This is a genomic window from Bacteroides oleiciplenus YIT 12058 (genome assembly GCF_000315485.1).
GTDB lineage: Bacteria > Bacteroidota > Bacteroidia > Bacteroidales > Bacteroidaceae > Bacteroides > Bacteroides oleiciplenus.
The window spans coordinates 424,811-446,074 of the sequence record NZ_JH992940.1 but is presented as its reverse complement, the minus strand read 5'-3'; the positions used below and the strand labels follow the sequence as shown (position 1 = coordinate 446,074).

Annotated in this window: 16 protein-coding genes; 10 read left to right on the top strand and 6 right to left on the bottom strand. The window is 41.9% G+C overall.

The window, feature by feature from the left end:
* Positions 1-33: 33 nt before the first annotated feature.
* Both HMPREF9447_RS01755 and HMPREF9447_RS01750 read left to right on the top strand, forming a co-directional pair.
* A complete protein-coding gene (locus HMPREF9447_RS01755) occupies positions 34-714 on the top strand; it encodes an ABC transporter ATP-binding protein (RefSeq protein ID WP_009127493.1) in 681 nt (226 codons plus the stop codon).
* A gap of 69 nt (positions 715-783) precedes the next feature.
* The gene (locus HMPREF9447_RS01750; RefSeq protein ID WP_009127492.1) at positions 784-2,454 is read left to right on the top strand and encodes a formate--tetrahydrofolate ligase; all 1,671 of its coding nucleotides are present in this window, start codon (positions 784-786) and stop codon (positions 2,452-2,454) included.
* An 83-nt stretch (positions 2,455-2,537) separates the two neighbouring features.
* On the opposite strand, the gene glyA is transcribed toward HMPREF9447_RS01750, so the two are convergent.
* The 5 genes from glyA to pyrB form a co-directional block, all read right to left on the bottom strand.
* Entirely contained in the window at positions 2,538-3,818 is a 1,281-nt protein-coding gene (gene glyA, locus HMPREF9447_RS01745; protein ID WP_009127490.1) for a serine hydroxymethyltransferase, read from the bottom strand.
* Positions 3,819-3,922: 104 nt separating this feature from the next.
* Positions 3,923-4,675: a porin family protein gene (locus tag HMPREF9447_RS01740; protein WP_044137629.1), complete on the bottom strand. Its 753-nt coding sequence runs from the start codon at positions 4,673-4,675 to the stop codon at positions 3,923-3,925.
* A gap of 27 nt (positions 4,676-4,702) precedes the next feature.
* Entirely contained in the window at positions 4,703-5,269 is a 567-nt protein-coding gene (locus HMPREF9447_RS01735; RefSeq protein ID WP_009127488.1) for a flavin reductase family protein, read from the bottom strand.
* Positions 5,270-5,278: 9 nt separating this feature from the next.
* Positions 5,279-5,740, bottom strand: coding sequence for an aspartate carbamoyltransferase regulatory subunit (pyrI, locus tag HMPREF9447_RS01730; protein ID WP_009127487.1), 462 nt, complete (start codon positions 5,738-5,740; stop codon positions 5,279-5,281).
* A 32-nt stretch (positions 5,741-5,772) separates the two neighbouring features.
* Complete coding sequence (gene pyrB, locus HMPREF9447_RS01725; RefSeq protein WP_009127486.1) at positions 5,773-6,702, bottom strand: aspartate carbamoyltransferase; 930 nt, start codon at positions 6,700-6,702, stop codon at positions 5,773-5,775.
* A 586-nt stretch (positions 6,703-7,288) separates the two neighbouring features.
* Here pyrB and HMPREF9447_RS01720 point away from each other — a divergent pair.
* The 5 genes from HMPREF9447_RS01720 (at position 7,289) to HMPREF9447_RS01700 (ending at position 13,436) form a co-directional block, all read left to right on the top strand.
* On the top strand, positions 7,289-9,610 hold the full coding sequence (locus HMPREF9447_RS01720; protein ID WP_009127484.1) for a transglycosylase domain-containing protein: 2,322 nt from the start codon (positions 7,289-7,291) through the stop codon (positions 9,608-9,610).
* A gap of 11 nt (positions 9,611-9,621) precedes the next feature.
* The gene (locus HMPREF9447_RS01715) at positions 9,622-9,990 is read left to right on the top strand and encodes a 2-amino-4-hydroxy-6-hydroxymethyldihydropteridine diphosphokinase (RefSeq protein ID WP_009127483.1); all 369 of its coding nucleotides are present in this window, start codon (positions 9,622-9,624) and stop codon (positions 9,988-9,990) included.
* 58 nt (positions 9,991-10,048) lie between these two features.
* The gene (gene kdsB / locus HMPREF9447_RS01710) at positions 10,049-10,798 is read left to right on the top strand and encodes a 3-deoxy-manno-octulosonate cytidylyltransferase (RefSeq protein WP_044137627.1); all 750 of its coding nucleotides are present in this window, start codon (positions 10,049-10,051) and stop codon (positions 10,796-10,798) included.
* A complete protein-coding gene (locus HMPREF9447_RS01705) occupies positions 10,792-12,081 on the top strand; it encodes a M16 family metallopeptidase (RefSeq protein ID WP_009127481.1) in 1,290 nt (429 codons plus the stop codon). The genes kdsB and HMPREF9447_RS01705 overlap by 7 nt, the downstream gene beginning before the upstream one ends.
* Positions 12,082-12,269: 188 nt before the next feature.
* Positions 12,270-13,436, top strand: a complete 1,167-nt coding sequence (locus tag HMPREF9447_RS01700) for an MORN repeat-containing protein (protein WP_009127480.1) — start codon at positions 12,270-12,272, stop codon at positions 13,434-13,436.
* An 87-nt stretch (positions 13,437-13,523) separates the two neighbouring features.
* On the opposite strand, the gene HMPREF9447_RS01695 is transcribed toward HMPREF9447_RS01700, so the two are convergent.
* Complete coding sequence (locus HMPREF9447_RS01695) at positions 13,524-14,462, bottom strand: ribose-phosphate pyrophosphokinase (RefSeq protein WP_009127479.1); 939 nt, start codon at positions 14,460-14,462, stop codon at positions 13,524-13,526.
* 171 nt (positions 14,463-14,633) lie between these two features.
* Here HMPREF9447_RS01695 and HMPREF9447_RS01690 point away from each other — a divergent pair, with 171 nt between their 5' ends.
* From HMPREF9447_RS01690 to HMPREF9447_RS01680, 3 genes are read left to right on the top strand one after another with little or no spacing between them, the layout of a single operon-like run.
* The gene (locus HMPREF9447_RS01690) at positions 14,634-18,986 is read left to right on the top strand and encodes an ATP-binding protein (RefSeq protein ID WP_009127478.1); all 4,353 of its coding nucleotides are present in this window, start codon (positions 14,634-14,636) and stop codon (positions 18,984-18,986) included.
* Positions 18,987-18,997: 11 nt separating this feature from the next.
* Complete coding sequence (locus tag HMPREF9447_RS01685; protein ID WP_009127477.1) at positions 18,998-19,726, top strand: DUF5932 domain-containing protein; 729 nt, start codon at positions 18,998-19,000, stop codon at positions 19,724-19,726.
* Positions 19,719-21,173 carry an AbgT family transporter gene (locus HMPREF9447_RS01680; RefSeq protein ID WP_085938310.1) on the top strand — a complete coding sequence of 485 codons (1,455 nt, stop codon included), beginning with the start codon at positions 19,719-19,721 and terminating at the stop codon, positions 21,171-21,173. The genes HMPREF9447_RS01685 and HMPREF9447_RS01680 overlap by 8 nt, the downstream gene beginning before the upstream one ends.
* Positions 21,174-21,264 lie beyond the last annotated feature (91 nt).

Below are 21,264 nucleotides of genomic sequence, written 5' to 3'. Positions count from 1 at the left end.
CGAGATTTGATTATAATAAAAAATAATTTGCATATGATAAAGACTATTGGACTCAGTAAGATATTCCGTACGGAGAGCGTACAGACCACCGCTTTGAATGAAGTGAACCTGGAAATCACGCAAGGAGAATTTGTAGCCATCATGGGGCCTTCGGGCTGTGGAAAATCCACTCTGCTGAATATGATTGGTTTGCTCGATAATCCTACTTCCGGCGAGCTCTGGTTTCTCGACCAGGAAGTTTCCCGTTACTCCGAGAATGACCGTACGGACTTGCGCAATGGAAACCTCGGTTTTGTATTTCAGAGTTTCAACTTGATAGATGAACTCACGGTTTTTGAGAATGTGGAACTTCCGTTGCTCTATGCCGGAGTCTCTACCCGCGAACGTGTGAAGCGCGTTAATGAGGCATTGGAACGTATGCAGATAGCCCACCGCACCGAGCACTATCCGCAACAACTCTCCGGCGGACAGCAGCAGCGTGTCGCCATTGCCCGTGCCATTGTTACCAATCCCCGCATTATCCTTGCCGATGAGCCTACGGGAAATCTGGACTCTACCAATGGCAGCGAAGTGATGAACCTTCTGAAAGAGTTGAACCGGGATGGGGCGACAGTGGTTATGGTGACCCACTCCGAAGAGAATGCTCGAGAAGCCGGACGGATTATAAGAATGATGGACGGATATATTCTGACCGAAAGCAGGAGCATGAGATAAGAGTTTTTTGCTATCTGCACTCTTTTTCGTACTTTTGCAGTTTGATAATTATTTAAAGAAATACTCTGTATGAAATCAGACATTGAAATAGCCCGCAGCATTGAGCTGAAAAAGATTAAGCAGGTAGCCGAAAGTGTAGGTATTCCTCGTGAGGAAGTAGAAAACTACGGACGATACATTGCCAAAATTCCTACGCATCTGATTGATGAAGAAAAGGTGAAAAAGAGTAACCTGATACTGGTTACTGCCATCACTGCCACTAAGGCCGGTATAGGTAAAACAACAGTTTCCATCGGCTTGACATTAGGGCTGAATAAGATTGGAAAGAAGGCAATTGTAGCTTTACGTGAGCCTTCATTGGGGCCTTGTTTCGGAATGAAAGGCGGTGCAGCAGGTGGTGGTTATGCTCAGGTACTTCCCATGGAAAAAATAAATCTGCATTTTACGGGAGACTTCCATGCCATTACATCAGCACATAACATGATATCTGCATTGCTCGACAATTATCTATATCAACATCAGGCGGATGGTTTCGGACTGAAAGAAATTATCTGGAGGCGTGTACTCGATGTGAACGATCGCTCTTTACGTAGCATTGTCACCGGTTTAGGTCCAAATACAAATGGTGTTACAGAGGAATCCGGTTTCGACATCACTCCGGCATCCGAAATCATGGCAATTCTTTGTCTGGCAACGGATGTAGATGACCTGAAACGACGGATTGAGAACATAATTCTTGGCTTCCGCTTTGATGGTTGTCCGTTCACAGTAAAAGAGTTAGGTGTGGCTGGTGCTATCACTGTTTTACTGAAAGATGCTATAAATCCGAACCTAGTTCAAACCACCGAAGGATCGGCTGCTTTTGTTCATGGCGGTCCATTCGCAAACATTGCTCATGGTTGCAACTCTATTCTTGCTACAAAAATGGCAATGACTTTTGGAGATTATGTAGTGACGGAAGCCGGTTTCGGTGCTGACCTTGGTGCAGAGAAATTCTATAACATAAAATGTCGCAAAAGTGGTTTGCAACCGAAACTGACAGTGATTGTTGCTACTGCCCAAGGACTGAAGATGCATGGTGGTGTTAGTCTTGACCGCATTAAAGAGCCTAATATGGAAGGATTACAACAAGGTTTTGGAAATCTGGATAAACATATACGCAATCTGCGTTCATTTGGTCAGACAGTCATTGTTGCTTTCAATCGTTTTGCAAGTGATACGGATGAGGAAGTGACAGCTATCCGCCATCATTGTGAAGAGAAATTAGGAGTGGGCTTTGCTGTCAATAATGCTTTTGCAGATGGAGGAGAGGGAGCGGTGGAGCTTGCCAACCTAGTGGTTGATGCTATTGAAAATAAACCTTCCGAACCATTGAACTTTAGTTACAACGAAGGTGACAGTGTAGAACAAAAGATAGAGAAGATAGCTTGCAATCTTTACGGAGCCAGTGTGGTGACTTACAGTATTCATTCACGCAAAATCATTAAACTGATTGAAAAAATGGGTATCAGTCATTATCCGGTTTGCATTGCTAAAACGCAATATTCTTTTTCTGCCGATCCCAAGATATACGGTGCAGTCAATAACTTTGAGTTTCACATTAAGGATATTGTTATTAATAATGGCGCCGAAATGATTGTTGCCATTGCCGGAGAGATTCTTCGTATGCCCGGACTTCCCAAAGAGCCACAGGCAATGCATATTGATATTGTAGATGGAAATATAGAAGGATTGAGCTAAATACCTGCTCGCTTAAGATATAAAAAATAATCCGTAGCCTTACTGAGGCTACGGATTACTAATTACTTCAATAAATTATACTATTAATATGCGAACAGCGGATATTTTTCCATTGTCTTATTCACGCGTGCGCGAACCTCAGTAATAACCGCCTCATTTTCTACGTTAGAAAGAACAGTTTCAATCATTTCTGCGATTTCCAGCATCAAATCTTCCTTAGCACCACGAGTTGTAATGGCAGGAGTACCTAAACGAATACCAGAAGTCTGGAATGCGGAACGACTATCAAACGGAACCATATTCTTATTTACAGTGATATCGGCAGATACCAATGCTTTCTCAGCTACTTTACCAGTGAGATCAGGATATTTACTACGGAGGTCAACCAGCATAGAGTGATTGTCTGTACCGCCTGAAACGATAGTAAAACCACGTTCAATCAATGCTTGCGCCAATACAGCAGCATTTTTCTTTACCTGAGCAGCATATTCTTTGAATTCCGGTTGCATGATTTCACCGAAAGCAACAGCTTTAGATGCAATAACATGTTCCAACGGCCCCCCCTGAATACCAGGGAACACAGCTGAGTCTATCAATTGTGACATCATCTTGACTTCACCCTTCGGAGTTGTTTTACCCCATGGATTAGGAAAATCTTTACCTATCAGGATGATACCTCCACGAGGACCACGCAAAGTCTTATGTGTGGTAGAGGTAACGATGTGAGCGTATTTCACTGGATTTTCCAGTAATCCGGCAGCTATCAATCCGGCAGGGTGAGCCATATCAATCATCAGAATAGCGCCTACTTTGTCTGCAATTTCACGCATACGTTTGTAGTCCCATTCGCGAGAATATGCCGAACCGCCACCGATAATCATTTTCGGTTTTTCGCGCAAAGCAACTTCTTCCATCTGATCGTAGTCTACGCGACCGGTTTCTTTATTCAGATTATATTCACAGGGAGTATATATGATACCCGAAGTGTTTACCAAAGAACCATGTGAGAGGTGACCGCCGTGAGCCAGATTCAATCCCATGAATTTGTCACCCGGATTCAATACGGCGAGAAATACAGCAGCATTAGCCTGCGCACCCGAGTGGGGTTGTACATTTGCCCATTCTGCACCGAAAATTTCCTTTATGCGGTCGATAGCAATTTGTTCGCTCTGGTCTACCACCTCACAGCCTCCGTAGTAACGTTTGCCGGGATAGCCTTCTGCATACTTGTTAGTAAGGCAGGAGCCCATTGCCTGCATAACTTGGTCACTTACAAAATTCTCTGATGCAATCAGTTCAATACCTTTGAGCTGACGTTGATGTTCTTTTTCGATGATATCGAAAATTAAATCGTCTCTTTTCATTTTGCTTACTTAGATAAGTTTGATAAATCTGTGTTCTCTTATTAAGCGCACAAATTTACGGTAAAAAAACGAATAAACTGACAGAAAAGACAGAAATTTACTTTCTAAAAGAAAACTCCGAGAGAAAAGCTAAGTACATTATCCCGGCGATGGAAGCGTATTTCATCGACAGGAGGATTTTCGCTGTTCGTACCGTCATCATAGGTAACTTTTCGGGAAATATTGTGCAATCCTATATCATAACGGAAATCGAAGAAAACGCGGGAAATGGTAACTGCTACTCCGAGAGTAAAACTAAGATTCAACGGGCGCAGTTTTTCGTTGATTCCCTGCTGGTCGAAATTCTCGAAAGTGACCTCGCTCTTTTTATTCCAGATGTAACGGAACTTGGGACCACCGAACACCGCCAGGCTGTAAGGGCCCTCCTTGATAACATTATATCCATAGATAACAGGAATATCTATGCTGTGAATGGAAGAAGTAATAGAGGCCATTTCCAGAGGAGCATCATCTGCAGCAGGCTTCTCGAAAGCAATGTTGCAACGGTTGATATTGTAAGATATCTCCGGCTGCAAAAAATGGCGTTCAAAATTGATGCGCATGAAGATAGAAGCAAAATAACCTATCTTATAGTTGTTCTGCACTTCGTTTATAGTGATGCCGTTCAGCGTAAGGTTGGATACGAGGAAGAGGGAAGAGGTGAATCCACCTTTAATACCGAAGTTTACTGGGCGATCATGGTGATGCTTCTTTAAGGGTTCTTCGACCGCTGTACCGGGCACAAGGGGAGATTGTCCCCACAAAGTGGCGGGGAGAAATAAAAGGCACAGCATAAAGATTTTCAAAACTCTGTTCATCATTATCGCTAACCATTAATCATTTTTTTATTTCTTCTTTTCGACCGACCAACCAAATTTGCCAATCTTTTCGCCCAATTCGTAATATCCTCCGTGTACATAAACCAACGGATTGGCTTCTGCCAGTTCCAGTTTTCCTGTTTCCGAATTCAGATTGCAATCATCGGCACGCACGTTTACTACGTCAGCAATAAACATGGCATGTGAGCCGAGCGACATGATTTCTTTCACGCGGCATTCTATACACAAAGGAGATTCTTCAATAAGCGGAGCACTGACCACAGTACTTTTTCCCGGTGTCAGATGCATCTCTTCAAATTTATTATAATCTCTGCCTGAACGTACACCACACCAGTCTGTAGCACGTGCCATACCCTTGGTGGTGAGGTTGATGACAAACTCCATATTCCGTTTCAGAATATCATAGGAGTGACGCTCCGGACGTACGGATATATAGCACATGGGCGGGTTCGTACAAATCGTCCCCGTCCATGCAATCGTTAGTATGTTATATTCTTCCGGAGTATTTCCGCAACTCACCAATACAGCAGGGAGCGGATAGATCATTGTTCCGGGCTTCCAGTCTTGCTTCACTGTATTTAATTAAATTATCTCAATATCTTCCCTTCTCTGTTCTTTCTCACAATAGTGACATCTTATTACACAACTCTCTTTATCCACTACGTGAAATAATGTCGGCATAGGTTCATTGTTCGTTATGCACTTGGGATTGGCACATTTTACAATACCATGGAGTTCTTCGGGCAGACTTACTTCACGCTTCTCTACTACTTCATAATCGCGGATGATATTCAGTTTCACGTTAGGCGCCACCACAGCTATGCGATTAATTTCATCATCGCAAAAGAACTTATCAGCAATTTTAATAATGCCCTTGGTACCCAACTTCTTACTTTTCAGATTGAAACCAATGGTAATATTATTGTTCATGTGCTCAAGCCCCAGCAAAGAGACGACAGTGAATAAATTTTCAGAGGGGATATGGTCGATGACAGTGCCATTTTCTAAAGCGGCTACCTGCAATTCTTGTTTCTTTTCGCTCATAGTTTTCTGATGTAACTTCAATTATTATTAAATCATTCTTTCACATCATCCAAAGTGATACCTAATACATCGCAGAGAATGGCTTCACGGGCATACAAGCCGTTTTGTGCCTGTTGGAAGTAGTAAGCTTTCGGACTATCGTCCACGTCGTATGCTATTTCGTTGACGCGGGGCAGAGGATGCAAAATGCGCAAATTAGGGCGGGTGTGTTCCAGCATCTTCTTGCGCAAAATGTAGACATTCTTCACCCGTTCATACTCCATGAGATCTGTAAAGCGTTCGCGCTGCACACGAGTCATGTAAAGAATATCGGCATCGGCTATTATTTCTTCAGTAAAATCCGTATGCTCCACGTATTTAATGCTATGATTGCGACAATAGATTTTATATTCTTCGGGCATTTTCAGTTCATCGGGAGCAATGAAATGGAAAGTGGGGTTAAAGTGGCGCATCGCCATCAGCAACGAATGCACTGTACGACCGTATTTGAGGTCGCCAACGAGGAAAATGTTCAGGTTCTCCAGCGTACCTTGTGTCTTGTAGATGGAATAGAGGTCAAGCATCGTTTGTGAAGGATGTTGGTTGGCTCCGTCTCCAGCATTGACGATAGGGATGGTGGTTACTTCACTGGCATAGCGGGCAGCACCTTCCAAGTGATGTCGCATCACGATGATATCGGCATAATTACTCACCATTTTGATGGTGTCTTTCAGGGTTTCCCCCTTTGAAGAACTCGTGGCTTTAGGGTCGCTAAATCCAATTACACGGGCTCCTAAGCGATTGGCTGCAGTCTCGAAACTGAGTCTTGTACGGGTGGAGGGCTCGAAAAAGAGGGTGGCAACTACTTTCCCTTCCAGCAAAGTGCGGTTGGGATGGGCTTCAAACTGTTTTGCCATCTCAATCATGTAGAGGATTTTTTCCTTGCTATGTTCGGCGATGGTGACTAAACTTCTGTTTTCCATATCGTTCGTTATTTTGTTTCTTTTCGAGAGTGTAAAGGTAGACAAAATATGCGGAGTACGAAAAAACACAGAAGAAAATTTAGAAGAAAATTTCGTCCTCATTGGCGATACACTCTGTTCCGATAGAATGAATGCCGGAATATTTTCCCATCGTCAGCAACAGTTTTTTCTTTCCTTTTTATTATGATGATGTTATATAAAGAATATATAAGAAAGAAAAAAGCACTTCATTTCTGGATAAATATCTGATTAAAAGAAGTTTAATATTTTTGTTCCTAAGCAAAAAAAGACGTTTTTGGGCAAAAAACATGTTGAAATCGGTCGATTCCTGCATAAAAAAAGTGTTAAAACATACAGATTTCAATAAACCTAATGATGCACTTTAGTGCTCCAAATGCTACACTTCAACAACTAAAACACTACACCTCATCATCCGAAATGCCACACTTTATGTGTGCCCAAGTGTGGCATTTTAAGAGTTTTTCTATTGAAATTATAAGTGTGTTCCAATATAATTCCGTACCTTTGCCCTATTATTTTTACAGGTTAATCAATTAATTGAATTTGTGAATTTACAGTAATAAGCATGATAAAGAACATCATAAAAATCCTCTGGATATTCTTAGCCGTCGTTGTACTGGCTTGTGCCACTGTTTTCTTCTCCATAGCTAAAGGTTGGATAGGTTATATGCCTCCTGTTGAAGACTTGGAAAACCCTAATTATAAGTTTGCCACACAGATTTTCTCGGAAGACGAGAAGGTGCTTGGAACCTATTCATTTAGCAAAGAAAATCGAGTTTATGTGGGTTATAATGACTTGTCTCCCAATATCATCAATGCATTGATTGCAACGGAGGATGTGCGTTTTGCCGAGCATTCCGGAATTGACGCCATTGCGTTGTTCCGTGCCATCGTAAAACGTGGTTTACTATTTCAGAAAAATGCGGGTGGTGGTAGTACCATTACTCAACAATTATCCAAGCAGTTATATTCCCCCAGTGCGGATAATGTGATGGAACGTTTATTCCAGAAGCCTATAGAGTGGGTAATTGCTGTAAAACTGGAACGCTATTATACCAAAGAAGAGATACTCACCATGTATCTCAATAAATTTGACTTTCTGAATAATGCAGTAGGTATCAAAACGGCAGCTAATACATATTTTGGGTGTGATCCGAAAGAGTTAAAAATGGAAGAGGCTGCCACACTGGTTGGTATGTGTAAAAATCCGTCTTATTTCAACCCGGTTCGCTTCAAGGAGCGTTCACGCGGACGTCGCAATGTAGTGCTCGACCAGATGCGCAAAGCTGGGTATATCACTTCCGAAGAGTGCGATTCTCTACAAGCACTTCCTCTTACTTTGAAGTATACCCGTGTAGACCACAAAGAAGGCTTGGCTACCTATTTTCGCGAATATTTGCGTAGTGTGTTGAATGCCAAAAAGCCTGTGCGCAGTGAATATCGTGGCTGGCAGATGCAAAAATATTATGAGGATTCTCTTGATTGGGAAAATAATCCTTTGTTTGGCTGGTGCGAAAAGAATACGAAAAAGGACGGCTCTAAATATAATCTTTACACAGATGGACTGAAAATTTATACTACTATTGATTCCCGTATGCAGCAATATGCAGAAGAATCAGTAGAAGAGCATCTGAAAGAATTGCAAGGCTACTTCTTCAAAGAGAAGAAGGGACGTAAAAAAGCACCCTACAGTAATAGGATTACTCAGGAACAGGTAGATGAAATTCTTACCCGTACCATGAAACAATCTGACCGTTACCGTATCATGAAAAAAGCCGGAGCATCGGATGCAGAAATAGAAAAGGCCTTCAATACACCCGAAGAAATGTCTGTATTCACATGGGATGGAGAAAAGGATACTATTATGACTCCGATGGATTCTATCCGCTATTATAAACATTTCCTTCGTGCCGGCTTCATGTCGATGGACCCACATAACGGACATGTGAAAGCATATGTGGGCGGTCCAAATTATAACTATTTCCAGTATGACATGGCTATGGTAGGCCGCCGCCAGGTTGGTTCTACTATTAAACCTTATGTTTATACGTTGGCTATGGAAAGCGGATTTTCTCCTTGTGACGAAGCCCGCCATGTAGAATATACTTTAATTGATGAAAATGGTAAACCGTGGACACCTCGTAATGCTAATACCAAACGTTATGGAGAAATGGTAACCATCAAGTGGGGATTAGCTAATTCCGATAACTGGATTACAGCTTATCTGATGAGTAAACTCAATCCATACTCCTTAAAACGTCTGATAGAAAGTTTTGGTGTGCGTAACCGTGAAATTGTACCGTCAGTATCCCTTTGCCTTGGTCCTTGTGAAATTTCGGTTGGAGAGATGGTAAGTGCCTATACAGCATTTCCCAATAAGGGTATTCGCGTAGCTCCTCTGTTTGTAACACGTATTGAAGATAATGAGGGTAATGTTCTGGCCACTTTCTCGCCGGAGATGGAAGAGGTTATCGGGGTTTCCAGTGCTTATAAAATGTTGATTATGCTTCGTGCCGTAATCAATGAAGGTACAGGTGGCCGTGTTCGCCGTTTGGGTGTGAAAGCTGATATGGGCGGTAAAACCGGAACCACGAACTACAATGCAGACGGTTGGTTCATGGGTTTTACTCCTTCGTTAGTATCCGGATGCTGGGTAGGTGGCGAAGAACGAGACATTCACTTCGACACCATGCTTCATGGACAGGGTGCTTCTATGGCATTACCTATCTGGGCTAAATATATGGTGAAAGTCTTTGCCGACAAAACATTGGGCTATGATGAAAATGAACATTTCCAATTACCCGAAGGTTTCGACCCTTGCAAAGATAATGACGAAATAGACTTGGAGCCAGCATCAGAAAGTGGCTTAGATGACCTGTTCGATTAAACATCAACGACGTGGTTTATACAATCAGCATTGGCAGTAACGAGCGCCGAAAGGAAAACCTTTCACTGGCACGGGAACGTTTGAAGGAACTGTTTCCCAGTATTTGCTTCTCTACAGAGGAAGAAACAAAGCCGCTTTACTTCCGCCGTACATCTTTATTCTCCAATCAGGTGGCACGTTTCGTTTCCGATAATAATGCAATGGAAGTGATTTCTCATCTGAAAGCCATTGAGAAGGAAGCAGGGCGAATGCCTGAAGAAAAAAAACAAGAAATAGTTCGACTGGATATAGATTTACTGTCATGTGATGACACAGTCTATAAACCCGAAGATTTAAAACGAGACTACATCTGCCGAGGATTGAAAGAACTGAGAACGTGATAAATCATAAATATCGCGTAATCAAATTGTAAAATGTAAAATAGAAAATTAAGATATGTTGAAGTTTTTAGGAATTATTCCTGCCCGTTATGCATCCACGCGTTTTCCTGCAAAACCATTGGCTATGTTGGATGGCAAAACCGTAATACAACGGGTATATGAACAAGTGGCAGGCGTTCTGAATGACGCTTATGTGGCCACAGACGATGAACGAATAGAAGCAGTAGTGAAAGCTTTTGGTGGCAAAGTCGTGATGACTTCTGTTAATCATAAGAGCGGTACGGACCGTTGCTATGAAGCATATACCAAGATTGGAGGAGATTTTGATATTGTAGTTAATATCCAGGGAGACGAACCTTTTATACAACCTTCTCAGTTGGAAGCAGTAAAAGCATGTTTTGATGATGTCACAACCCAGATAGCTACATTGGTGAAGCCTTTTATGCCTGATAATGGATTTGAGGCTTTAGAGAATATCAATTCACCAAAAGTAGTTTTGAATAAGAATATGAATGCACTCTATTTTAGTCGTTCCATCATTCCTTATCAACGCAATGCTGAAAAGCAGGATTGGCTGAAAAATCATACCTATTATAAACATATCGGCCTGTATGCCTATCGTGCTGGAGTATTGAAAGAAATAACTTCTCTGCCGCAATCTTCCCTTGAATTGGCAGAATCTTTGGAGCAACTTCGTTGGTTGGAGAATGGATACACCATTAAAGCGGGTGTTACAGAAGTAGAAACAATAGGTATTGATACTCCGCAAGATTTAGAGAAAGCAGAAGAATTTTTGAAAACATGTTAGACAGAAGTATCCAACCTTTTATCCGCGAACCTGAACAACTGGAAGTACTATCACCCGAACGGCGTGTGATGCCAAATGGTATACCATTATATATACTCAATGCCGGAGATAATGAAGTAGTGCGCATCGATTTGTTAATGGAAGGCGGACGATGGCAACAAACCCAACGCTTGCAGGCTTTGTTCACCAACCGGATGTTACGCGAAGGAACTCGCTGTTATTCCGCTGCAGCAATTGCCGAAAAGTTAGATTATTATGGCGCATGGCTAGAACTCTCCAGTTCGTCCGAGTATGCCTACATCACTCTCTATTCCTTAAATAAATACCTGCCTGAAACTTTAGATATTTTCGAGTCTATCGTAAAAGAACCTCTTTTTCCTGAGAAAGAATTAGGAGTGATTGTCGATAATAACATTCAGCAATTTTTAGTGAATAGTTCGAAGGTTGACTTTCTGGCCCACCGTACTTTGATAAATGCCGTGTATGGTGATAAGCATCCTTGCGGACAATTGGTGCAGGAAGAAGATTATCACTTAATCAATCCTTCCGTCTTGCAATCCTTTTATGACCGTTATTATCATTCCGGGAATTGCAGCATTTATCTTTCGGGAAAAGTCAGTGAAGACACTATTCGCCGTGTAGAGGTTATTTTTGGAAGCGAACCTTTTGGAAAAGGTTTCCTGAGGCCGGAAAAGTCCATTTATGTTCCGGTAACGTCTCCCGGGAAACGTTTCTTTGCCGAACGTGCTGATGCGATGCAAAGTGCCGTTCGTATAGGAATGATTTCTTTGGACCGACGCCACCCCGATTATATGAAAGCACGCGTTCTCGTTACTTTATTGGGGGGATATTTCGGTAGCCGTTTAATGTCTAACATCCGTGAAGAAAAAGGATATACATATGGCATTTCTGCAGGTATAATGCCTTATCCTGACAGCGGATTGTTTGTCATCAACACAGAGACTGCTAATGAATTTGTAGAACCTCTTATCAAAGAAGTTTACCATGAAATAGATCGTTTGCAAAATGTTCTCGTATCTAATGAAGAACTTGCTATGGTAAGAAACTATATGCTGGGTGACATGTGCCGCAGCTATGAGTCTGCCTTTTCACTCGCAGACGCCTGGATTTTCATTCATACTTCCGGTCTCTCGAACTCGTACGTGATGGATGCCGTGGATGCAGTGAAGACTGTTACTCCGGATGAAATACGAGAACTTGCCTCACAACATTTGTGCAAAGAGACATTAAAAGAAGTCGTGTCCGGCAAAAAAATGTCATAAAAGACGTGTGATATCTCTTCCTTTTGGGAGATTAATCGTATCTTTGTGCAAATCCCGTATAGAGTATGTAACAAATTACTGCTTTTATACGTCTTTAAAACAGGTTTCTCTATTTATATACTCAAAGGAATCCGATGCTTTTTCGCAAACATCGCCTTTATTATTTAATTGCTAATTAATAATTTTCAATGAAATATCTATATACTGCACTCATTCTGGTATTCTTGTCCCAAAACGGGGCGACAGCTCAGGAAAAGAAACAAGGTTTCTTCGATAAGGTTAAAAGCACATTATCTTCTGAAATAAAGATAGGAACGCATACATTCAAAGATGGTTCTGTGTATACGGGTGAAATGAAAGGACGTAAGCCCAATGGAAAAGGAAAGACTGTTTTTAAGAATGGTAACGTCTACGAAGGTGAGTATGTGAAGGGTAAACGTGAAGGATATGGTACGTATGCTTTCCCCGATGGCGAGAAATATGAAGGACAATGGTTTCAAGACCAGCAACACGGTAAAGGCATATACTACTTCATGAACAATAATCGCTATGACGGCATGTGGTTCCAAGATTATCAACAGGGTAAGGGTACTATGTATTATTATACCGGTGATATTTATGAAGGCGACTGGGTGAATGACAAACGTGAAGGGCAGGGCACATATACTTGGAAGAATGGTTCTAAATATGAAGGCTCCTGGAAGAATGATAAAAAGGATGGCAAAGGTACATTTGTTTGGAATGACGGTTGTAAGTATGAGGGTGACTGGAAAAATGATGTTCGTGACGGAAAAGGCACTTTTGAATATGCGAACGGAGATAAATACGTAGGCGACTGGAAAGATGACATGCAGCACGGTAAAGGTATCTATTTCTTCCACACAGGCGATCGCTATGAGGGATCATATGTACAAGGCGAACGTACAGGAGCCGGCATTTATTACTATGCCAACGGAAATAAATATGTAGGAAACTTCAAAGATGGTATGCAGCATGGTAAAGGCATATTTACCTGGGCCAGCGGTGCAGTGTATGATGGTGACTGGAAAGATAATCAGCGTGACGGGCATGGATTATATAAATGGAATGTTGGAGATTCATATGAAGGCGATTGGAAAAATAACCAGTTTAATGGTCAAGGCACTTTGATTATGACAGACGGAACGAAATATAAAGGAAGTTTCGTGAACGGTATGGAAGAAGGTAATGGTATACAGGAAGACAAAGATGGCAACCGTTACGAAGGCTTTTTCAAACAAGGTAAGAAACACGGTCCTTTTGTTGAAACAGATAAGAATGGAAAGGTGATACGGAAGGGAACCTACAAAATGGGAAGGCTGGACTTAAATAATTAATAATGAAAAATTGAAGGCTGCGCAATATTCATTTGAATTGCGCAGCCTTTAATTTTAATTCTTAATTTCTAATTTGCTGAAGGCAAATCAGATTATGTATTGTGAACTGATTGATTCATTATTCACTACTCTCTTAATTGTTTCAGCAAACATATCAGCGATACTGAGTTGTTTTACTTTTGCACATTTCTTAGAGTAGGGAATACTGTCAGTAAATACGATTTCAGTCAGACTGGATTCTTGCACACGGAAAGAAGCAGGGTCGGACATAACACAGTGACTTGCAATAGCGCGTACTGAACTCGCTCCGGCATCTAACATAATGTTAGCAGCTTTTGTGATAGTTCCGGCGGTATCTACGATATCATCCACCAACACTACATTCTTGTTTGTTACATCACCAATGATTTGCATGGAAGCAACTTCGTTTGCTTTCTCACGTGATTTGTTACACAATACCAAGGGAACCCCCAGATATTTGGAGAATGTGCTGGCACGCTTGGAACCACCAACGTCAGGCGTAGCAATTACAAGGTCTTTCAACTTCAGTGACTCAATATAGGGGAGGAACACTGCAGATGCATACAGGTGATCTACCGGAATATTGAAGAAGCCTTGAATTTGGTCAGCATGGAGATCCATCGTAATCAGACGGTCGATACCTGCTACTGAAAGTAAATCGGCTACCAATTTAGCGCCGATAGAAACACGTGGTTTGTCTTTTCTGTCCTGTCGTGCCCACCCGAAATAAGGAATGACTGCAACAACGCTTTTGGCTGATGCTCTTTTTGCTGCATCAATCATCAGCAGAAGTTCCATTAAATTGTCGGAATTAGGGAAGGTAGATTGAACTAAGAATACATGTGCGCCACGAATTGACTCTTCATAGGAAACAGCAAACTCACCATCAGCAAAGTGGGTGATGTTCATCTTTCCCAGAGGGCAATCAAGGCTTGCGCAGATTTTTTCTGCGAGGTATCTCGAGTTAGTACCTGAGAATACCATTACGGGTGCTTTTTCGCTCATTTTGTAATAGATATTACCTATTTATTAATTCGGCTGCAAAGTTATGAATTTCCTGCTACATTATACAAGACTTATTGTAGAAAAATCTTTTTTCTTTCCCGGATTTATTTGTAGCTTTGCTAAGTGAAACGGTTTTCCCTTATACTATCAGCAAGTTTGCTGCTTTCCTGCATGGCAATGGTTTCTTGTGTGGGCACTGCCCCCACCAAAGAAGTGCGCCTTATTGATTCGCTCAATCAGGTGGCCTATTCATACCGCTATAAAGATTTGGATTCTTCCTGTCATGCTGCCACACAAGCATACGAAAACGTAAACCTCTATCGTCAGGGCAAAGCAGAAGCCTCCAATAATTTAGGTTTTTGTGCATTTATGCGTATGGATTTCGAAAAAGCGGAGAAGTTTCATAACGAAGTGTATGGTTTAACCAAAAACGAACTGGAATTATTAATCGCTGACATCGGATTAATGAAAATCTATCAGCGAACTGCTATGAACAAGGAGTTTTATGACTACCGGAATAGTGCACTCCGCCGTATGAAACGAATTGACGAAGACAATAACCTTTTCGTAGATAAACATGAGCAACTACGGCTGAACTATGCACATTCGGAATTTTACATCGTTTCTGCAGTCTATTATTACTATTTGCAACAGCGTCCGGAAGCAGTTGCTTCCATCAACGAAATATATCCACAGGAAGAACTGGCTGCAGATACCAATCAATTGTTATATTATCATTATATAAAAGGTTCGGCAGCATTGTGTGATGGTGAAACAGCCGATGAACGTCGCTTGCGTGAGTTTGATGAATTGTATACGGCTTGGAAGCTGGCTTCCCGTGGTGGATACTTGTATTTTGAAGGAAACGGGGTTCAGGGGCTTGCTAACCTGATGGCATCACCGGATAATTATGAGTTTTTCCAGACCCGGCGTTCTCATGCATTGAAACAGTTTGAAGTGCCGGTCGATTCTTTATTACCTATGCGTTTAGGCCAACTGGCTCTTAAGAAGTTCAGGCAATACAATGATTTATATCAAATTGCCGGAGCGTATGTTTCAATCGGTAAGTATCTGAATGCACATGGCAACTACACAGAGGCGCTGGATACGCTGACACTTGCTCTGGAATGTGTGAACAACCATCATCGCCGTTTTTATGATTGTCACGATAGCCTGGACTGGCTAAAAACCTTTGATGTCCGCGATACCATCTCTTCTGAAAAAGCATGGATACAGCGTGAATTGAAAACTGTTCCCGAATGGATTTCACGTATTCGTGAACAACTGAGCGTAACATATGCCGGATTGGAGATGAAGCAACATTCTGACTATAACAGAAATATCTATCTGGATATTCTGGAAGATACCCGCCAAGACAAAGAACTGGAGAGCCGTTACCTGGCTTTGGAGAGTGAAGCGCGGCAACTCAATATTCTGCTTTTCTTTGTAATCGTCGGTTTTATTCTGGTAGTTTTATTCTTCTGGATATTTAATAAACGTTCTAAAGAACGTAACCGTATCCACTTACACCGTTTGAAACAGATGTTGGATATTTGCCAGAAAATAACTGCATCCATTCCTACAGATGCACAAACAGAAGAGGAAATAGTGGATGCTATTCTATCCGCCGTTCAGACGGATATAGGAGAACTCTTCGGAATAAAAGATATTCGGATAGAAGACGGACAGCTCATCCTGCCCAAACGGCTCGCAAAAGACGAACGGGCTATGGTGCATGTGATTACTCCGTATATCACATGGGCACTCGATAATGGCATGACGTCCATTTCGCTGGGTGATGAACGCCGCCGTTTAGAAAAAGAACGTTATGTCTACGAACAACATATAGCGGGAAACAAACGTCAGAATCTGATAAAAAAAGCCTGCATGGCTATAGTGAATGGTATCCATCCATATATAGACCGGATTATCAATGAAGAACACAAGCTCATGGAAAAAGGTTTCATCCATGACGAACGCATCAAGGCTGAAAAGTATCAGTACATGGATGAGCTGGTGACAACTATCAATGAGTACAATGATATTCTGGCTTTGTGGATTAAAATGAAGCAGGGTAGCCTGAGCCTGAATATAGAGACATTTGGGTTGAATGAACTTTTTGACCTGATAAGGAAAGGTAGCCGTGCTTTCGAGATGAAACAGCAACGCCTGGAAGTCACTCCGACGGATGCTTATGTGAAAGCAGATAAGGCATTGACGTTATTCATGATAAATACGCTTGCAGAAAATGCCCGTAAATATACTCCGAAAGGAGGAAGCGTAAAAGTGTATGCCCGTTCAACGGAAGAATATGTGGAAATTTCGGTGGAAGATAATGGTTATGGTCTTTCGGAAGAGGATGTGACACGCATTATAGGAGAAAAATTATATAACTCACAAGAAATTGGCATGCTCGATGCTACCGACCGGGAGGAATTGCGGAAAAATAAAGGAAGCGGTTTCGGCTTAATGAATTGCAAAGGTATTATTGAGAAATACAGAAAAACGAATGAGGTATTCAGAGTATGCCTATTCAATGTGGAAAGCACATTGGGAAAAGGTAGCCGTTTCTATTTTCGCCTACCGGCAAGTGTGCGTAAAACTCTGATGTCTTTTTTATGCATATTCTTTTCTTTGAGTATGGGTTCGTGTCATAAATCTGTAGAGGAAGTAATAATGCAACCGGATGAGGTGTATGCGCAGACTGCACAAGATTCCCTATCGTTGGCTACGGAAAGTGAGTATGAAATTTTATTGAATGAAGCTTCTGAATATGCCAATGATGCCTACTACAGCAATGTTGCAGGCGACTTTGAACTAACATTGGAATATGCGGATTCTGCCATAGATTGTCTGAATGCCCATTACAAGAAATATGCCCGTAACCCACGGCGTTATATGACCTTGACAGGAGAAGGGGAGCCTGGTGAGTTATTCTGGTGGAATAATCTGTTCAATTCGGATTTTCATGTCATATTGGACATTCGGAATGAAGCTGCCGTTGCATTTCTTGCATTGAAGCAATGGGATGCATACAGTTATAATAATGCCGCTTATACAACTTTGTATAAGTTGCTGGGCGAAGACCAGTCGCTGGAGGAATATTGCCGTCAGTTGGAGCGCTCTACTAATAATAAGATGGTGGGCGTCATCCTTTTTGTCGGACTGATAGCGATTTTATTGCTCGGGTATTACATCTTATATATACGTAAACGCCTTGTGAATCGTTGGAATCTGGAACAGGTTCTAGAGATAAACAGACAGATATTTTCTGCTTCCTTGACACAGGTTTCCGAGACAGAAGAAGCCCTGCAGCAAGAAGAGAATATGCTGAAAGCCATTCCACAACGCATTGTTGACGACGCTTTCGATGCGGTAAATGAATTGCTGACTATTGATAGATTGGGAATTGCCGTCTATAATGAAGCAACACACCAATTGGAATATGCATCCAACTCTGTAGCTGAAAAAATAACGTCAGTAATCGGCGAAAACGGACTTGCAACGGGGGATGAAGTCTGGAAAGAAGTCGTTCAGCATTGCTTTGAACAACATACACAGTTATCCGCTCCGGGATTTGAAGCTTTGCCTTTGGTGGTGGATGCCGCAGGAGATTCACGCTGTATCGGTGTGTTATATCTTGAACGCCAGGAAAGCGTTGAGCAGGAAACGGCTCATTTGTTATTAGAGTTAATAGCGCGCTATATAGCCATTGTGGTATTCAATGCCGTAGTGAAACTGGCAACGAAGTATCGGGATATTGAAGCCGCCCATGAAGAAGCGCATCGGGCGTCATGGGAAGATAGTCTACTACATGTCCAGAACATGGTATTGGATAACTGTCTTTCCACTATTAAGCACGAGACGATTTATTATCCCAATAAGATTAAGCAACTCATTGGTAAGCTCCGTTCGGGAGTGTTGGCAGAAGCAGAAGAAAGAGAAATAGTATCGGCCATCGGTGAATTGATAGAGTATTATAAAGGTATATTTACTATACTGAGCTCATGCGCATCTCGTCAGTTGGAAGAAGTTACGTTCCGTCGCGGGATAATCGCTGTGCCGGAATTGTTTGCTTTGGCTGAGAAATATTTCCGCAAAGCAAACAAGGGAAAGGCGTTTATTGTATCTTTCCATACAAAAGCTGTTGACGAACAGATAATCGGTGATTTCATCCAACTGCGCTTCTTGTTGGAGAACCTTATAGATGAAGCTTTGTCTGTATCCCTGAATGGAGAAATAACTTTAGAGGCAATGGCCGATGGAGAATATATTCGCTTCCTCTTTACAGATATGCGAAGGGAGAAAACCCGTGAAGAACTAAACCAGCTATTCTACCCCAATCTAGAACGTATGACGGCAACGGGAGAGAAAGGAGAATTGCGGGGAACAGAATACCTCGTCTGCAAACAGATTATCCGCGACCACGACGAATTTGCAGGAAAACGCGGTTGTCGCATCAATGCCGAACCGGCTGAAAAAGGCGGATTTACTGTTTATTTCACAATACCAAGAAGAAAATAAAATATAAAAATATGGAAGACAAAAAATTCAAAGTTATCATTGTAGAAGATGTTAAGCTGGAACTGAAAGGAACGGAAGAAATCTTCCGTCATGAAATTCCGAATGCAGAAGTGATTGGTACAGCTATGACCGAAAGTGAATTTTGGACACTGATAGAAAGTGGAATTCCTGATCTCGTTTTGTTGGATTTAGGCTTAGGTGGTTCCACTACAATCGGTGTGGATATTTGCCGAAACATTTTTAAGCGTTATCCAGGTGTACATGTATTGATATTTACCGGAGAAATTCTGAATGAAAAGCTTTGGGTGGACGTGCTGAATGCAGGTGCGGACGGTATCATTCTAAAAACCGGTGAACTGCTTACAAAAACAGATGTGCAGGCAGTGATGGATGGAAAGAAGCTGGTATTCAATTATCCTATTCTGGAAAAGATAGTAGACCGTTTTAAGCAATCTGTTGCGAATGATGCGAAGCGTCAGGAAGCTGTTATCAGTTATGATATCGATGAATATGACGAACGTTTTTTGCGTCATCTGGCCTTGGGATATACCAAAGATATGATTGCTAACCTGAAGGGTATGCCTTTCGGTGTGAAGTCTTTGGAGAAACGCCAGAACGATTTGGTAAACCGTTTGTTCCCACAAGGAGAGCGGATAGGGGTAAATGCAACCCGTTTGGCGGTACGTGCTTTGGAACTTCGTATTCTTGATATAGATAATCTGGAAGCGGATGATGAATAGCAAATGGCGTTTGCCACATCCGGCAACAATGTTCTTCCTGTTGACGCTGACTGTCATTGTCCTCTCATGGATATTTGACATTTATGGCTTGAGCGTATTCCAACCACAAACAGGGGAGGAGATACGGGTACAAAGTCTGCTCAGTCCGGAAGGTATTCGTTGGTTGTTGCGTCATGTGGTTACCAATTTCACTGGTTTTGCTCCGTTGGGATTGGTGATTGTGGCAATGTTTGGTATCGGTGTGGCACAACATTCGGGCTTTATTGATGCTTGCATCCGGAGTGGGGCACGACGTAAACATAATCCGTGGCGCATGGTGATACTGGTCATCTTCTTGGGTTTACTCTCCAATGTGGTAGGAGACGCAGGATATATAATCTTGCTGCCGATTGCTGCAACTTTATTTCATTCGGTCGGTTTGCACCCGGTTGGAGGCATCATCACAGCATATGTTTCTGTTTCGTGTGGATATAGTGCCAATGTGTTGTTAAGCACACTGGATCCCATGCTTGCAGCCAGTACTCAGAAAGCTGCGGATATGGCGAATGTAGCATCAGGCAATACGGGACCTCTATGTAATTACTATTTCCTGATAGTTTCTACTTTCTTGCTGGCTTTCATTATTTATCAGATAACCCGTCGTAATTTGCTTCCAGCTTTGGGAGAGTATGCGGGTAATATTCGTTTTAGCGGTTACAAACAACTTTCACGCAAAGAGCGCCGTGCCATGATAGGGGCACTATCTATCGGAGCAGTTTATACAACTGCTATCCTTTTTGCCACGTTCTCGTCGTGGGGTATTCTGCGTAGTGTCAATGGAGGTTTAATCCGTTCTCCTTTTATAGAAGGTATTTTGTTTTTGCTTTCCTTTGGGATCGGACTTATGGGCATGGTCTACGGTTTTGCTTCCGGTCGTTATCGTACAGACGGCGATGTGATTGAAGGACTCACTCAGCCAATGAAGCTATTGGGCGTTTACTTTGTTATCGCTTTCTTTGCTGCCCAGATGTTTGCCTGCTTTGAATACTCTCATTTGGATAAATGTATTGCTATTATGGGAGCGGATATGCTTTCGTCTATACGCTTGGGGAGCTTATGGATATTAATCTTATTTATTCTCTTTACAGCCCTTGTTAATCTTATCATGGTTTCTGCCACCGCCAAATGGACTTTTATGTCTTTCATCTTTGTTCCGGTTTTTGCTGGTATGGGCATTTCTCCCGACATGGTACAATGTGCATACCGCATTGGCGACAGTGCCACAAATGCAATCACTCCTTTTATGTTCTACATGCCCCTTATCCTTACTTATATGCAGCAATATGACAAGCGGGCTACTTATGGTTCATTATTGAAATATACATGGAGATATTCTTTGTATATACTCTTGGCTTGGACTTTGTTATTTGTTTTGTGGTATGTAACTGGTTTACCATTAGGATTATAGCATCAGTTCGAATATGAAAATAATTATTTTGTGAATATTTTATGCGTGAAATCTTTGCAACTTTCGCAAAAAAGCGTACCTTTGCACCGCA

Bases quoted from the DNA above. Each gene is read 5' to 3' on its own strand.
- glyA (WP_009127490.1), bottom strand. From the start codon at position 3,818: ATGAAAAGAGACGATTTAATTTTCGATATCATCGAAAAAGAACATCAA.
- HMPREF9447_RS01750 (WP_009127492.1), top strand. From the start codon at position 784: ATGAAATCAGACATTGAAATAGCCCGCAGCATTGAGCTGAAAAAGATT.
- HMPREF9447_RS01755 (WP_009127493.1), top strand. From the start codon at position 34: ATGATAAAGACTATTGGACTCAGTAAGATATTCCGTACGGAGAGCGTA.
- HMPREF9447_RS01740 (WP_044137629.1), bottom strand. From the start codon at position 4,675: ATGAACAGAGTTTTGAAAATCTTTATGCTGTGCCTTTTATTTCTCCCC.
- HMPREF9447_RS01690 (WP_009127478.1), top strand. From the start codon at position 14,634: ATGGCAATGGTTTCTTGTGTGGGCACTGCCCCCACCAAAGAAGTGCGC.
- HMPREF9447_RS01700 (WP_009127480.1), top strand. From the start codon at position 12,270: ATGAAATATCTATATACTGCACTCATTCTGGTATTCTTGTCCCAAAAC.
- HMPREF9447_RS01720 (WP_009127484.1), top strand. From the start codon at position 7,289: ATGATAAAGAACATCATAAAAATCCTCTGGATATTCTTAGCCGTCGTT.
- HMPREF9447_RS01705 (WP_009127481.1), top strand. From the start codon at position 10,792: ATGTTAGACAGAAGTATCCAACCTTTTATCCGCGAACCTGAACAACTG.
- HMPREF9447_RS01685 (WP_009127477.1), top strand. From the start codon at position 18,998: ATGGAAGACAAAAAATTCAAAGTTATCATTGTAGAAGATGTTAAGCTG.
- HMPREF9447_RS01695 (WP_009127479.1), bottom strand. From the start codon at position 14,462: ATGAGCGAAAAAGCACCCGTAATGGTATTCTCAGGTACTAACTCGAGA.
- HMPREF9447_RS01680 (WP_085938310.1), top strand. From the start codon at position 19,719: ATGAATAGCAAATGGCGTTTGCCACATCCGGCAACAATGTTCTTCCTG.
- pyrI (WP_009127487.1), bottom strand. From the start codon at position 5,740: ATGAGCGAAAAGAAACAAGAATTGCAGGTAGCCGCTTTAGAAAATGGC.
- pyrB (WP_009127486.1), bottom strand. From the start codon at position 6,702: ATGGAAAACAGAAGTTTAGTCACCATCGCCGAACATAGCAAGGAAAAA.